Annotated in this window: 14 protein-coding genes; 10 read left to right on the forward strand and 4 right to left on the reverse strand. The window is 41.1% G+C overall.

Annotated elements, in window-relative coordinates; all coding sequences use genetic code 11:
- Positions 1-61: 61 nt before the first annotated feature.
- Positions 62-841: an SDR family oxidoreductase gene (locus tag HNR43_RS05650; RefSeq protein ID WP_183242027.1), complete on the forward strand. Its 780-nt coding sequence runs from the start codon at positions 62-64 to the stop codon at positions 839-841.
- 17 nt (positions 842-858) lie between these two features.
- On the opposite strand, the gene HNR43_RS05655 is transcribed toward HNR43_RS05650, so the two are convergent.
- Complete coding sequence (locus HNR43_RS05655) at positions 859-1,953, reverse strand: M24 family metallopeptidase (RefSeq protein ID WP_183242028.1); 1,095 nt, start codon at positions 1,951-1,953, stop codon at positions 859-861.
- A 106-nt stretch (positions 1,954-2,059) separates the two neighbouring features.
- Between HNR43_RS05655 and HNR43_RS05660 the strand changes: the two genes are divergently transcribed.
- Together HNR43_RS05660 and HNR43_RS05665 are read left to right on the forward strand one after the other, a co-directional pair.
- Positions 2,060-2,737, forward strand: a complete 678-nt coding sequence (locus HNR43_RS05660; RefSeq protein ID WP_183242029.1) for a metal-dependent hydrolase — start codon at positions 2,060-2,062, stop codon at positions 2,735-2,737.
- Positions 2,738-2,810: 73 nt separating this feature from the next.
- Positions 2,811-4,121 carry a CBS domain-containing protein gene (locus HNR43_RS05665; protein WP_183242031.1) on the forward strand — a complete coding sequence of 437 codons (1,311 nt, stop codon included), beginning with the start codon at positions 2,811-2,813 and terminating at the stop codon, positions 4,119-4,121.
- 15 nt (positions 4,122-4,136) lie between these two features.
- Here the strand turns inward: HNR43_RS05665 and HNR43_RS05670 are convergent, their stop codons facing one another.
- Positions 4,137-4,436 (reverse strand): YtpI family protein, encoded by a 300-nt coding sequence (locus HNR43_RS05670; RefSeq protein ID WP_183242033.1) that lies wholly within the window; start codon positions 4,434-4,436, stop codon positions 4,137-4,139.
- Between the two features lie 99 nt (positions 4,437-4,535).
- Between HNR43_RS05670 and HNR43_RS05675 the strand changes: the two genes are divergently transcribed.
- Positions 4,536-5,483: a DHH family phosphoesterase gene (locus HNR43_RS05675; protein ID WP_183242035.1), complete on the forward strand. Its 948-nt coding sequence runs from the start codon at positions 4,536-4,538 to the stop codon at positions 5,481-5,483.
- 8 nt (positions 5,484-5,491) lie between these two features.
- Here the strand turns inward: HNR43_RS05675 and ytrI are convergent, their stop codons facing one another.
- Positions 5,492-5,992, reverse strand: a complete 501-nt coding sequence (gene ytrI / locus HNR43_RS05680) for a sporulation membrane protein YtrI (RefSeq protein ID WP_183242037.1) — start codon at positions 5,990-5,992, stop codon at positions 5,492-5,494.
- Positions 5,989-6,327 (reverse strand): sporulation membrane protein YtrH, encoded by a 339-nt coding sequence (gene ytrH / locus HNR43_RS05685; RefSeq protein ID WP_043965430.1) that lies wholly within the window; start codon positions 6,325-6,327, stop codon positions 5,989-5,991. The genes ytrI and ytrH overlap by 4 nt, the downstream gene beginning before the upstream one ends.
- Before the next feature lie 113 nt (positions 6,328-6,440).
- Here ytrH and dnaE point away from each other — a divergent pair, with 113 nt between their 5' ends.
- The 6 genes from dnaE (at position 6,441) to pfkA (ending at position 14,646) form a co-directional block, all read left to right on the forward strand.
- On the forward strand, positions 6,441-9,662 hold the full coding sequence (gene dnaE / locus HNR43_RS05690) for a DNA polymerase III subunit alpha (RefSeq protein WP_183242039.1): 3,222 nt from the start codon (positions 6,441-6,443) through the stop codon (positions 9,660-9,662).
- Between the two features lie 88 nt (positions 9,663-9,750).
- The gene (ystJ, locus tag HNR43_RS05695; RefSeq protein ID WP_183242041.1) at positions 9,751-11,004 is read left to right on the forward strand and encodes an NADP-dependent malic enzyme; all 1,254 of its coding nucleotides are present in this window, start codon (positions 9,751-9,753) and stop codon (positions 11,002-11,004) included.
- A complete protein-coding gene (locus HNR43_RS05700; protein ID WP_183242043.1) occupies positions 10,991-11,593 on the forward strand; it encodes a FadR/GntR family transcriptional regulator in 603 nt (200 codons plus the stop codon). The genes ystJ and HNR43_RS05700 overlap by 14 nt, the downstream gene beginning before the upstream one ends.
- A gap of 69 nt (positions 11,594-11,662) precedes the next feature.
- Positions 11,663-12,535 (forward strand): acetyl-CoA carboxylase, carboxyltransferase subunit beta, encoded by an 873-nt coding sequence (gene accD / locus HNR43_RS05705; protein WP_183242045.1) that lies wholly within the window; start codon positions 11,663-11,665, stop codon positions 12,533-12,535.
- On the forward strand, positions 12,520-13,497 hold the full coding sequence (gene accA / locus HNR43_RS05710) for an acetyl-CoA carboxylase carboxyl transferase subunit alpha (RefSeq protein WP_183242047.1): 978 nt from the start codon (positions 12,520-12,522) through the stop codon (positions 13,495-13,497). Before accD ends, accA begins: the two co-directional genes overlap by 16 nt.
- Before the next feature lie 189 nt (positions 13,498-13,686).
- The gene (gene pfkA / locus HNR43_RS05715) at positions 13,687-14,646 is read left to right on the forward strand and encodes a 6-phosphofructokinase (protein WP_055440081.1); all 960 of its coding nucleotides are present in this window, start codon (positions 13,687-13,689) and stop codon (positions 14,644-14,646) included.
- The last annotated feature ends 31 nt before the right edge of the window (positions 14,647-14,677 follow it).

A 14,677-nucleotide genomic window follows, 5' to 3' on the forward strand; every position in this document is an offset into this window, starting at 1 on the left:
TCTAGCGAGCATAACAAGTGTTTTCCTCCGCCTATTTGTAGTACGATAAACATAGCAAAGCATGGATGGAGGGATGAGTGTGAGACATGCCATTATAACCGCAGGATCGAAAGGACTAGGAAAAAAAGTGACGGAACGATTTTTAAACAAAGGATATGCCGTTACTGTCCATTATCGAAGTGACATACAAGCTGTTGAAGCGTTGAAAGAAATGTATCGTGATTGTCACGACCGACTTCATTTTGTACAAGGGGATGTGACGAATAAAGAAGATTTAATTCGCCTTGTCGATGAAGCCGTTGCCAAATTCGGACGTATCGATTATTTAATTCATAATGCAGGACCTTACATATTTGAACGAAAAAAGTTAGCCGATTATACCGACGGTGAGTGGTATGAGATGATTGAAGGAAATTTAAGCGCCATGTTTCACCTGTTTAAACGTGTAGTACCGATTATGCGTAACCAACATTTCGGTCGCATTGTGACATACGGTTTTCAAGGAGCAGATCACGCCCCGGGGTGGATGTATCGTTCAGCATTTAGTGCAGCGAAAGTGGGGCTCGTTTCACTTACAAAAACGATTGCGCTTGAAGAAGCGGAGTATGGCATTACAGCAAATATGGTTTGTCCGGGAAATATTATTGGAGAAATGAAAGAAGCGACCATTGCATATGCTCGCCAGATGAAAGATAATATGACGCCGATTGGTCGTTCAGGGACAGGGGAAGATATTGCCCGCGTCGTTGAATTTTTATGTGATGATCACTCCGATATGATTACAGGGACAGTCATTGAAGTGACAGGCGGTCTTGATGTCATTCATCGGTATCGAAAATAGGCTGCCAAGATGACAGCCTATACGATTTGTAGCTCTTTTGGATATGTTGTTAAAATGAGCGGTCCTTTTTCAGTCATATATACATCGTCTTCAATGCGTACGCCACCGATCGATGGGACGTAAATACCAGGCTCAATTGTAAATACCATTCCAGCTTGAAGAGCCATCGAGTTTGTTGCGTTCATAGAAGGATATTCATGAACATCAATGCCAAGACCATGACCAATTCGATGCGGGAAGTACGCACCGTAACCTTCTTGTTCAATCCGTAAGCGAGCTGCCTGATCGATGCTCCCAATCGTCACGCCAATTTGGCAAGCATCAATTGCTGCTTGTTGTGCTTCGAGAACAATATTGTATATTTGCTTTTGTTGTTCGCTTGGTTGCCCGAATACGACTGTGCGCGTAATATCGGAACAATATCCATCAAGTACGACACCGAGGTCAAATAACACGAAATCGCCTGCTTGAATGCGATTCATTCCTGGGACACCATGGGGATGTGCGCTATTTGTTCCGGTAAGAACCATCGTATCAAACGCCATCGCGCGCACCCCTTGTTTTTTTAATTCATATTCAATAGTGGCGATGATTTCTAATTCTGTTTTCCCTTCCTTCAGCGAACGGACACCGACATCGACGCCGAAGTCAGCTAATTCGGCTGCCTGCCGAAGCGTTTGTAGCTCTTTTTCATCTTTTGTCATACGTAGTTTATGGATTGTGTCTGTCAAATCGAAACATGATGCATGAGAAAAGCACGAACGAAGTTGATCGAAACGGCTTACGGTCATATGAGATTTTTCGATACCGATTCGTTCTGTTTGTACATTTCGTCTATTTAATTCATCGCGCAACATATGCCATGGATCATGCACATCATCATAGCTGACGATGGAATATGACCAACCTGACTGTTTAGCTTGATTCACATCCATTTCTGGACAAATGAGAAACGGTTCGTCATTTGGAAATACGACAATAGCTAATAGCCGTTCATGTGGGTTGGTGTAAAAGTTGCTAAAATAAAAAACGTTTGCTGTCGATGTAATGAACGCCCACGATGCATTTGTTTCTTTCAGTTTTTGTTGAAGTTTACTTATCCGTTCCATCATACTCACATCCTTTCTTTTTCAGCTTATCATGAACGAAAAAAGAAGGAAATAGTGCAAAAATGAAGAAACAAAATCATGTAAAAAAACGAAGAAAGGAGAATGAAAAATGAAACTGACTTACCACGGACATTCAGTCGTAAAAATTGAAACGAACGGAAAAACGATTTTCATTGATCCTTTTATTACAGGAAACCCACTAACAGATTTAAAAGCAGAGGATGTTCATGTCGATGTTATTTTATTAACACATGGTCATAATGATCATGTCGGAGATACAGTTGCATTAGCAAAGCAAAACGATGCGCTTGTTATTGCTCCTTATGAATTGGCTACATATTTAAGTTGGAAAGGTGTTCGGACTCATCCGATGCACATCGGTGGATCATTTACGTTTGAGTTCGGTAAAATAAAGTTGACACAAGCGTTTCACGGCTCTAGCTATGTAGAAGAAGACGAAACGATTGTTTATACAGGAATGCCAAGTGGCATTTTATTTCATGCAGAAGGGAAAACGATTTATCATGCCGGGGATACAGCGTTATTTTCTGATATGAAGCTCATCGGCGAAATGAATGATATTGATGTTGCCTTTTTGCCAATTGGAGATAATTTTACGATGGGGCCAGAGGATGCAGCGATTGCAGCAAAATGGTTAAAGGCGAAAATAGTTGTTCCAATTCATTACAATACATTCCCTATCATTCAGCAAGATCCTCAACAGTTTGTAGAAATGATTGGACGGGTCGGACGCGTTTTACGTGTTGGGGAAAGCATTGAACTGTGAAAACGTTCATTGAATGCAGTCATGCACACCCTTATAATAAGAGTAAGAAACTGTCGAAAAAGGGTGGGGCAACTTGACGATTACGAAGCACGAACAAATTTTGCAATATATTGAGAGCTTACCGATCGGAGAAAAAATATCCGTTCGCCAAATCGCAAAAGAAATGGGAGTAAGTGAAGGAACGGCTTATCGTGCTATTAAAGATGCTGAAACAAAGGGATATGTAAGCACGATCGAACGGGTCGGGACGATTCGAATTGAACAAAAAAAGAAAGAAAATATTGAAAAGCTAACGTATGCTGAAGTTGTTAATATTGTTGATGGGCAAGTGCTCGGAGGAAAAGAAGGATTACATAAAACGTTAAATAAATTCGTCATCGGTGCGATGAAGCTTGAAGCAATGATGCGTTATACAGGTGCAGGCAATTTGTTGATCGTTGGGAACCGAACGAAAGCACACGAATTAGCCCTTGAAGCCGGGGCAGGCGTGCTCATTACAGGCGGTTTTGATACAGAAGAACATGTAAAAAGATTAGCAGATGAGCGGCAGTTACCAATTATTTCGACAAGTTACGACACGTTTACGGTTGCGACGATGATTAATCGTGCTATTTATGACCAGTTAATTAAAAAAGAGATTGTGCTCGTTGAAGATATTTTAACGCCATTTGAAAAAACAGCATATTTGTATGTGACAGATCCAATCGAGCGGTGGTATGAACTTAATCGCGAGACGAAGCATAGCCGTTTTCCAGTCATTGATCAGCAATTAAAAGTGCAAGGAATTGTGACGGCAAAAGATATTATGGGATATGAGCGTGACGTGCTCATTGAAAAAGTGATGACGAAACATCCGATTACGGTAAGTGGGAAAACATCAGTCGCTTCCGCTTCACATATGATGGTGTGGGAAGGCATAGAAGTGTTGCCTGTAGTCGATGAATACAATCGACTTCAAGGAATTATTAGTCGTCAAGACGTATTAAAAGCGTTACAAATGGTCCAACGTCAGCCACAAGTCGGGGAAACTATTGATGATATTGTCACAACCCAGTTTTTAACTGAAACAGTTGATGGTTTTTTTCGTTGTAACATTACTCCGCAAATGACAAATCATTTAGGAACATTATCGTACGGCGTATTTACGACGATTGTAACCGAGGCTGCTACGCGTGCGCTTCGTTTGCATAAACGAGGTGATCTTGTTGTAGAAAATATTACCATTTACTTTATTAAACCCGTACAGATTGATACCGTCATCGATATTAAGCCAAAGTTGTTAGAAATCGGTCGTAAATTTGGGAAGGTTGACGTTGAAGTGTTTAATGAAGGGACGCTTGTCGGAAAGGCGTTAATGATGTGTCAATTGTTTGAACGACAATAGGCTGCATACGGCAGCCTATTTCGTTTCTTCCGCTTCTTTTACTGCAAGCGGAAAATAATAGCGATGGGCACGGTAACCTGCCCATATGCTTCCCGCACCGACAAGAAGAAGCACAATACCAACGATGAGAGATACCGTTGACCGATGAATGAAAAATTGGTTGATCGCAAAGAAAAATACAAATGAGCCGAGCGCAATGCTTGATTTTGCGCTAATCCATTTCCGCTCCATCGGTTTTTTACTTCGGAAATATTTTATTTTGTAATACAAATAAAACGAAAGCGAAAAAACGATAAGTATAACAAATATTGGCATATTCAGTCCTCCAAAAGAAAAAATTGTTGCGTGATTATTTTACATCTTTTCGAATCATAATAAAATATGTTTTAATGGAGAAAAAAAGGGAGAAGCGCCATGGAACAAAAAGTTTTGGAAATTATTGATCATATTCGGCAATTTGATACGATTATTATTCATCGGCACGTTCGACCGGATCCCGATGCGTACGGTTCACAAGGAGGATTAGCCGAGATCATTCAAGCGTCGTTTCCAGAAAAACGAGTATATACAGTTGGAAAGGACGAGCCATCGCTTGAATTTTTACGTAAAATGGATGTTATTTCGGATGAAATGTATAACGATGCGCTTGTGATTGTTTGTGATACAGCAAATGAAGAGCGCGTATGTGACCAACGCTATAAACTAGGGAAAGAGATTATTAAAATCGACCATCATCCAAATGAAGATCCATACGGTGACATCTTGTGGGTAGATACAAATGCAAGTTCCGTTAGCGAAATGATTTATGAGTTATATTTAATTGGAAAGGAACATGGTCTTGTTTTAACGAAAGAAGCTGCTCGGCTTATTTATGCGGGCATTGTTGGTGATACAGGACGTTTCCTTTTCCCAAGTACAAATCCGAAAACATTTAAATATGCAAGCGAGTTAGTTGAATACGGGTTTTCGTTTGTCGATTTATATGATCAACTGTATCGGACGAAATTATCGATTGCCCATTTAAGTGGATATGTGTTGCAAAATTTTGAGCTATCTGAACATGGGGTGGCCCATATTATATTAACAAAAGAGTTGTTAAAACAATATGATGCAACGCCGTCAGAAGCTTCGCAACTTGTGAGTGTGCTTGGAAATATTGAAGGAATAAAAGCATGGGTGTTTTTTGTAGAAGAAGATGATCAAATTCGTGTCCGTCTTCGTTCAAGAGGCCCGATCGTCAATGAAGTGGCGAAAAAATACCGTGGTGGGGGTCATCCGCTAGCCGCAGGTGCGTCGATTTATTCGTGGGAGGAAGTTGAACACGTATTAGCAGATTTAAACGAAGTGTGCAAGCAACAGTAGGATACTTTCTACTGTTGCTTTAATTTTAGTTCAATAGATATATTGGTGAAAAATAAAATGGTTTCGATATCGAGATGATACGTCCGATTGTCTATAATGTATGTTTTATTTTCAATTGCTTTTTTTAATAGCTCTTTACTTTTATATACGGTTTCGATATCTTTGGCAGTTATATGTTGAATATCTTTTTTTATATCTTCTTCAATGCGGAAGGTTGTGTACGTATCGATGCCATATGATTGGGCGTTAATGACTTTCACATCAATTGATTGAATCGTCAGTCGTTTTTTATTTTCTTTGTTTAGTTGAATGTAATCTTGTTGCCAAATGTTTAAATCATGTTTTAATTGAACAATGATTTCTTGTTGGGTTTTGAGTTGACGCACTTGTTTTTCTTGTAAAATGCCAAAAATTTGTGTGAAAACGATCCAGCTAATAATTGCTCCAATTGCCGCTCCAGCAAAAAAGCGTTGCCATCCTGGATCGCGTGAATATGGTGGAACTCTCATGCGCTATGCTCCTGCGTAAACCAGCGAATAAATGTCATACCTGTCTGTGCGCCGCCGGTTGCCGATAAAATGAGTAAAAATTGTTTAATGACATCCCGTGTTTCTCCTTGGAAAAATCCGCGTTCCACGCTATAAAACGTATCAAACGTACCACCAATGGCTGCAATTAACGCCCAAATTTTTAAACTGCTCGCAAAGCGATACATCATCGTCAGTGGCGGTTCGCCGGACAAAAAAGCCCCAAATCCCCCGATGAGAGCCCCTCCAACTAACACGCCTAAAGCAATGAAATAGCTTTGAATAAAAGCAGGTAAAAACGCTGTTTTCATCTCCATACCTCTCACTCCTTCTGTATACTATGTATATGGGACAAACGAACAAGGTATGTTTTGCTTTTTAGCTTTTACAGAGCCTATAATAGAAAAAAATAGAAAAGGTGGGAGACACATTGTCGTTTATCCATCTACAAGTGCGAAGTGGTTATAGTTTATTAAGTAGCACGGTCAAAATCGAGGAGCTCGTCACACGTGCACGCGAGCTTCAATTTCTAGCGATCGCATTAACAGATGAAAATGTGTTGTACGGCGCCATTCCGTTTTATGAGACGTGTCAAGCACATGGAATTAAGCCAATCATTGGTATGATAGCAACGGTCATTCATGAATATGGTCATACAGATCAGCTTGTGTTGTTAGCAAAAAATAACGACGGTTATCGTCAACTTGTCCATATTGCTACAATGATTCAAATGAATGATGGAAAGGGGATTTCTTTATGTGACTTATCCCGTTACACGAGCGAACTAATTGGCATCACAAGCGGATTGCATGGGCGAATAGAACAGCACTTGTTAAATGGCGAAATTGCTCAAGCAGAAGCACTTGCTCAAATGTACACTGAAATATTCCAGAAAGGCGATTTTTACATAAATGTTCAACAACACGGGTTGCAAGAGCAAGCAAAATTATTGCCGCTACTTCTTGAATATAGTAAACGATGGAACATTCCGCTCGTTGCAACAAACGATGTACGTTACATCTATAAAGAAGATGCGCTTGCATGCGAGTGTTTGCTTGCTATGAAACATGGAAAGAAAATGAATGACACAAGCCGTCCGCGTTTGGCAGCAAATGAGTATGATTTAAAAAGCGCAGATGAAATGGTCTCTTTATTTTCTATGTGTCATGAGGCGGTGAAGGAAACGATCTGCATTGCAGAACGATGCCATGTGACATTTGAACATGAACAATGGCATATGCCGCGTTACCCCGTTCCTTCAGAGACGACAGCGGATGAATATTTACAAACATGGTGCTTTAGAGAGCTGACAAGACGCTTTCCAGAGCGCCCACAAGCATATGTTGACCGACTGCAATATGAGCTGCAAATCATTCAACAAATGAACTTTAGCGATTACTTTTTAATTGTTGCCGATTTTGTCCGTTTTGCACGTGAGCGAGGCATATTCATCGGGCCGGGACGTGGATCAGCCGCAGGTTCGCTCGTTGCTTACATACTCGGTATTACCCAAGTAGACCCGTTGCAATATGGGTTATTGTTTGAGCGTTTTTTAAATCCAGCTCGTTTATCTCTTCCAGATATTGATATCGATTTTGCAGATGATCGTCGTGAAGAAGTGATTCGTTACATTGAGCAAAAATATGGAGCCGATCATGTTGCACAAATTATTACGTTCGGGACTTTCGGGATGCGTTCTGCTATTCGTGAAGTTGGTCGTATTTTTGATGTCGATGAACACGAAATTCAACAAACGTTAGCAACGGGAATCTTCAATCGTACGCGGCCATGGCATTACGTTGCACAACGAATCGAAGGACTACCGAAGCATACGTCCGTTCATGCTGCCGGCCTTGTGATTAGCCCGCATCCATTAACTGATGTCGTTCCTCTTCAAAGGGGGCAAACGACAACATATGTGACGCAATATGCGATGGATGCGCTTGAACGACTAGGATTACTAAAATTTGATTTGCTTGCGCTTAAAAATTTAACGCTGATTGAGCAAATGATTCAAAGTATTGAACAGCGCACAGGTCATCGCTTGAGTTTTGAAAACATGCCAATGGATGATCAAAAAACGTATGCGCTCTTAAGTCAAGGGGACACCTTTGGTGTGTTTCAGCTTGAGTCAGAAGGAATGAAGCGGGTATTGCGCGAATTACAACCGACAACGTTTGAAGATATTGTTGCAGTGAACGCCTTATTTCGTCCAGGACCGATGGAGCAAATTCCAACATATATTTCTCGTAAACATGGCCGCGAACAAATCCGTTACATGCATGATGATTTGCAACCGATTTTGCAGTCGACATATGGCGTCATCGTGTATCAAGAACAAATTATGAAAATTGCTGAACAAATGGCGGGGTTTTCATTAGCTGAGGCAGATTTATTACGGCGAGCAATAAGCAAAAAAGATGTTGAACAAATGGAAAAAGAGAAAAAGCACTTCGTTGAGGGATGCATACAAAATGGATATGATGCCGATCTCGCAAACGAATTGTATGAACTCATCGTTCGCTTTGCTGGATATGGTTTTAATCGTAGCCACGCGGTAGCATATAGCTACATCGCATATATGTTGGCGTATATTAAAGCGCATTATCCGCTCGATTTTTATGCAACATTATTAACAAACGTAAGTGGACAAAAAGAAAAAATGATGCAATGTGTATACGAGCTTCGGAACAAAAAAATACGTTTACTTCCCCCTTCTATTGCGCGAAGCGAAGGGCACTTTACCGTTGATGACAACGGCATTCGTTTTGGGTTGTTAGCGATTAAGCAAGTGAGTTCCACCTTTGTCAAGCAAATGATCAGGGAGCGTCAAAAACGCCCATTTGCCGATTTTTTTGATTTTGTTTTACGACTACGTATTGAGCCTTCGCAAAAAAAGATAATCGAAGCACTTATTTTTTCTGGCTGCTTTGATGAATTTCAGATCGGGCGTGCCACTCTTTATGCAAGTATCGATGTTGCGATTGAGCATGCAGAGTTGATGAATGTCCCTCTGAATATACGGCCAAAATACGTTCATGCTGAACCGCTATCACTTATCGATCAACTGAAATATGAGAAACAATGGCTCAATGTATACGTGTCCCCTCATCCTGTTGAATCATTTTCACATTTTTACTCGATGTGGGGAGCAAAACGTATGTATGAATGGATCATAGAAAGGGCAAAGGACGGAAAGGTGATTGTATATGTTGAGGGGGTGACGAAAAAGCGGACAAAAAAAGGGGAAGAAATGGTGTTTGCTACAATTTGTGACGATAGTGATGAGTGGCATGCAATTGTATTTCCAACGAGCTATAGGCGGTTTCATGCTTTATTGCAACAAGGAAGCGTATTGTATATGGAAGGCAAAATAGAGCAGCGACCGAGTGGTTGGCATCTCATTGTACAACAAGTGAGAAAGCCGGTATGCGTGTATGTCAAAATTGATGAACAACATGCGTCACCAGTTGTGTTAAAACAGTTAAAAGATGTGTTAACTGCTCATCGAGGATATGCACCTGTTATTTTGTATTATGAAAAAGAACGAAAAAAAGTGCAGCTTTCCTATGAGCACGCAGTATCTCCAAGTGATGAGGTAATCAGGAAATTGACAACATTGCTTGGGGATGGGAATGTCGTTGTGAAATAAAAATGCTTTACTATTTTTCATTTTTATTATATTTTTATAGAAGTTAAGTGGTCAGACCAGTGGCGACCACTTCGTGGGGGGATTGTTAGTGTCGTTGTTTAAAGAAGCGCTTCATATGCATGGACGTTATCAAGGAAAGCTAGAAATAAAAGCGAAAGTACCGTTAAAGAATGCTTACGATTTAAGCTTGGCTTATTCTCCTGGCGTAGCAGAACCGTGCAAAGTTATCCATCATGAACCGAACAAAATATACGATTATACGTTAAAAGCGAATACGGTAGCTGTTGTATCGAATGGAAGCGCGGTATTAGGACTTGGAAATATTGGAGCTGAAGCAGCGTTGCCAGTCATGGAAGGAAAGGCCGTGCTTTTTAAAAGTTTTGCTGGAGTTGATGCGTTTCCGATTTGCTTAAATACATCGGATGCAGAACAAATTATTCAAACAGTGAAGCTACTTGAGCCGACATTTGGTGGAGTTAACTTAGAAGACATTGCGGCTCCACATTGTTTTATTATCGAAGAGCGCTTAAAGAAAGAACTAAACATTCCGGTCTTTCATGACGACCAACATGGAACAGCGATCGTGACTGTTGCCGGTTTAGTAAATGCATTGAAATTAGTCAACAAGAAAATAGAACATATTCAAGTTGTGATTAATGGAGCTGGGGCAGCAGGGATAGCGATCATGAAGTTGCTTCGTTGTTATGGTGTAAAACATATGATCATGTGTGATTCCAAAGGGGCAATTTATGAGGGGCGCCCGTACGGAATGAATAAGATGAAGCATGAAGTTGCACAATGGACAAACCATGAGAAAAAAACTGGCACGTTAGAGGAAGTGATCGTTGGTGCCGATGTATTTATTGGTGTGTCTGTTGCAGGAGCATTGACAGCTAGCATGGTTGAAACGATGAATCGAGATGCAATTATTTTTGCGATGGCAAACCCGACGCCAGAAATTATGCCGGAAGAAGCGTTGCAAGCAGGGGCAACAGTTGTTGGTACAGGACGTTCTGATTATCCGAATCAAGTGAATAACGTGTTGGCATTTCCAGGTATTTTCAGAGGGGCGCTTGATGTGCGTGCAAAACAAATTAACGAACAAATGAAAATAGCAGCAGTCGAAGCAATAGCACATTTAATTGCAGAAGATGAGTTGCGTGCGGATTATGTGATTCCTGCTCCGTTCGATCCGCGCGTCGCTCCAGCAGTTGCTGCTGCTGTGGCAAAAGCAGCAATCGAAACAGGAGTGGCTCAAGTGATTGTTGATCCAAAAGAGATAGAAAAACGAACACGACAATTAGCTTTGATTGCAGGTGAGGACACCGATGACTACTTCTAAAGTGTATATTGAAACGTTTTGGCAAATTCATCGCATGATTGAAGAAGCGGGGCTTCAACCAGGGGATCGATTGCCTTCTGAACGAGAGTTAGCGGATCGGTTACGAGTCGGTCGATCTTCCGTTCGTGAAGCGCTGCGAGCGTTAGAGTTGCTTGGATTAATCGAAACGCGTCGCGGGGAAGGAACATTTATGAAACCGTTTGGTGATCACCAGCTCATTCAACTACTCGGTTCGTTTATTTTGCAAGGAAATCGGGAAAAACGAGATTTAATCGAAACAAAAATGTTTATCGAACGAATGTGTCTGCAGCTTGCTTGTGAGCGACTAACAGATGAGAAGCTCGAGCATATAGCTCGTGCTGAGCATACGTATGATTTATTTTTTCAACGAGTTGTGGAAGCAACCGACAACTATTTATTGTTACGCATTTGGCTTGTATTAAACGACTTTTTTGAACACGTATATACGTTGACTCTCCCTTCCGAGTTTTATGAACAAATGTGGACAGCGCTACAAAAACGGTCTTGTGAAGAAGCGACAGCGATTTATGAACAATACGTGATGCAAAAAATGTCGAAAGCAAACTGACACAATATGACAAACAAAGTCGTCTCTATTCGGTAAAGTAGAAATGGACTAAGTAGGGGAGGGAAACATGTGCTGAAAGATTTGTTCTCTAAAAAGAAAAAGTATGCCACCATTCCGTCTGAACAAGCGAAGCAAGATGTACCAGAAGGCATTATGACGAAATGTCCAAAATGTAAAAAAATTATGTATACAAAAGAACTAGTGAAAAACTTACGCGTTTGTATATCATGCGGTTATCATCATCCGATGTCTGCTCCAGAGCGCATTGCGTGTTTATTAGATGAAGGAACGTTTCAAGAATACGATCGTCACCTTCTTTCTAAAAATCCGCTCGATTTTCCTCAATATATCGAAAAAGTCGAGGAAGATCGTGAAAAAACAAAACTAAATGAAGCGGTCGTCACAGGGGAAGGAATGATTAACGGGTTTCCTATCGTCATTGCCGTAATGGATTCTCGCTTTCGCATGGGAAGTATGGGATCGGTTGTCGGAGAAAAAATCGCACGTGCCATCGAACGAGCAATGGAAAAATCAGTGCCTTTTATTATTTTCACCGCTTCAGGTGGGGCGCGCATGCAAGAAGGTGTATTAAGTTTAATGCAAATGGCGAAAACGAGCGCAGCGTTAAAACTGTTTAGTGAACAAGGTGGACTTATTATTTCAGTGATGACTCATCCGACGACAGGTGGTGTATCAGCAAGTTTCGCCTCGCTTGGAGATTACAATTTCGCTGAGCCGGGGGCGCTCATCGGTTTTGCAGGACGACGTGTCATTGAACAAACCGTTCGTGAAGAGTTGCCAGAAGATTTTCAAACAGCGGAATTTTTATTGAAACATGGACAACTAGATGCTGTGATTCCGCGTCACGAGCTAAAAGACGTATTAACGAATGTATTAGACATTCACCAATCGCGAGGTGGAGACGAATGGCATACGAATTAGAATTTGAGAAACCGCTTGTAGAATTACGGAAAAAAATTAGTGAATTGAAAGAATTTACAAAGCATCGCGACGTCGATTTTTCCGATGAAATCAACAAATTAGAAGCTCGACTTGAAAAACTTGAGAATGACATTTATGCCAATTTAGGTCCATGGGATCGTGTACAAATTGCACGTCATCCGAATCGCCCGACAACGCTTGATTATATTGAACGTTTGTTTACAAACTTTTTTGAATGTCACGGTGATCGTTGTTTTGGTGATGATGAAGCGATCGTAGGGGGAATTGCAAAATATTACGGATTACCCGTGACGGTCATTGGCCATCAGCGTGGGAAAGATACGAAAGAAAATATTCGTCGCAATTTTGGTATGCCACATCCAGAAGGATATCGAAAAGCGCTTCGTTTAATGAAACAAGCTGAAAAGTTTGGGCGTCCGATTATTTGTTTTATTGATACGAAAGGGGCATACCCTGGAAAAGCGGCAGAAGAACGAGGACAAAGCGAGGCCATCGCGCGAAACTTATTTGAAATGGCGGGATTGACGGTTCCCGTTGTATGCATTGTCATTGGCGAAGGGGGAAGCGGTGGTGCGCTTGCACTCGGTGTCGGAAACTACGTTCACATGCTTGAAAATTCAACGTATTCCGTTATTTCGCCAGAAGGAGCAGCAGCAATTTTATGGAAAGATGCATCACTTGCAAAAAAAGCTGCAGAAACGATGAAAATTACGGCGAAAGATTTGAAACAGCTTGGTATCATCGATGAAGTGATTCCTGAGGTGCGCGGTGGTGCCCACCGAAATGTAGATGAACAAGCGAAATATATTGATGATGTGCTTAAGCGTTCCTTGCGTGAATTACTTCCATTACATGCTGAACAGTTGATTGCTCAACGATACGAAAAATATAAGAAAATTGGCGATTTCATTGATTCCGAACAGCATGTTTCGGTTATGTAAAAAAGGTCATCCGTTCAGATGGCCTTTTTCTTTACATGAAATAGACGACTTTGGGCAAACTTTTTGTAGTGCAAAAAAATCAACGTTTTGTGAAACATTTCATTATGTATTGTGTTCCATATACCTTCATGTTATCTTAAAGTAAGAGGTCATACTTCTTATTTTATTTTTTTAAAGAGGTGAAGAGCGATGAAAAGAATTGGTGTGCTTACGAGCGGTGGCGATTCGCCGGGAATGAATGCTGCCATTCGTGCAGTCGTCCGAAAGGCGATCTATCATGGATTAGAAGTGTACGGCATTTACCATGGATATGCAGGATTAATTGCCGGTCAAATTAAAAAGCTTGAAATCGGGGATGTTGGCGATATTATTCATCGTGGTGGAACGATGTTATATACTGCCCGTTGCCCAGAATTCAAAACGTTAGAAGGACAGTTAAAAGGAATTGAGCAGTTGAAAAAACATGGGATTGAAGGACTTGTTGTCATCGGTGGTGACGGCTCATATCAAGGAGCGAAAAAGTTAACAGAACACGGTTATCCGTGTGTCGGTGTGCCAGGAACAATTGATAACGACATTCCAGGAACAGATTTTACGATCGGTTTTGATACAGCGTTAAATACGGTCATTGACGCGATTGACAAAATTCGCGATACAGCGACATCTCATGAACGTACATATGTCATTGAAGTCATGGGACGTCATGCAGGTGATATTGCGCTTTGGGCAGGTCTTGCAGGTGGAGCAGAAAGCATTTTAATCCCAGAAGCCGATTATGATATGGACGAAATAGTCGCGCGTCTCAAACGCGGACATGAACGTGGTAAGAAACATAGCATCATCGTTGTTGCAGAAGGTGTCGGTAGCGGTGTGGAATTCGGTAAGCGCATCGAGGAAGCAACAGGGTTCGAAACGCGTGTGACAGTATTAGGTCACGTCCAACGCGGTGGTTCACCAACTGCTTTTGACCGTGTCCTTGCAAGTCGTCTAGGTGCGCGCGCAGTAGAGTTGTTACTTGAAGGAAAAGGCGGACGTTGCGTTGGTATTCAAAATAACCAACTGGTTGATCATGATATTATTGAAGCGTTAGCACAAAAACATACAGTTGACCAAAAAATGTATCAATTGTCCAAAGAGCTTTCAATTTAATGTATATTTATGGTATCGTTTCCATATGCAA

Origin of the sequence: Anoxybacillus mongoliensis (assembly GCF_014201515.1) — a bacterium.
In the GTDB taxonomy this organism is placed as follows: domain Bacteria; phylum Bacillota; class Bacilli; order Bacillales; family Anoxybacillaceae; genus Anoxybacillus; species Anoxybacillus mongoliensis.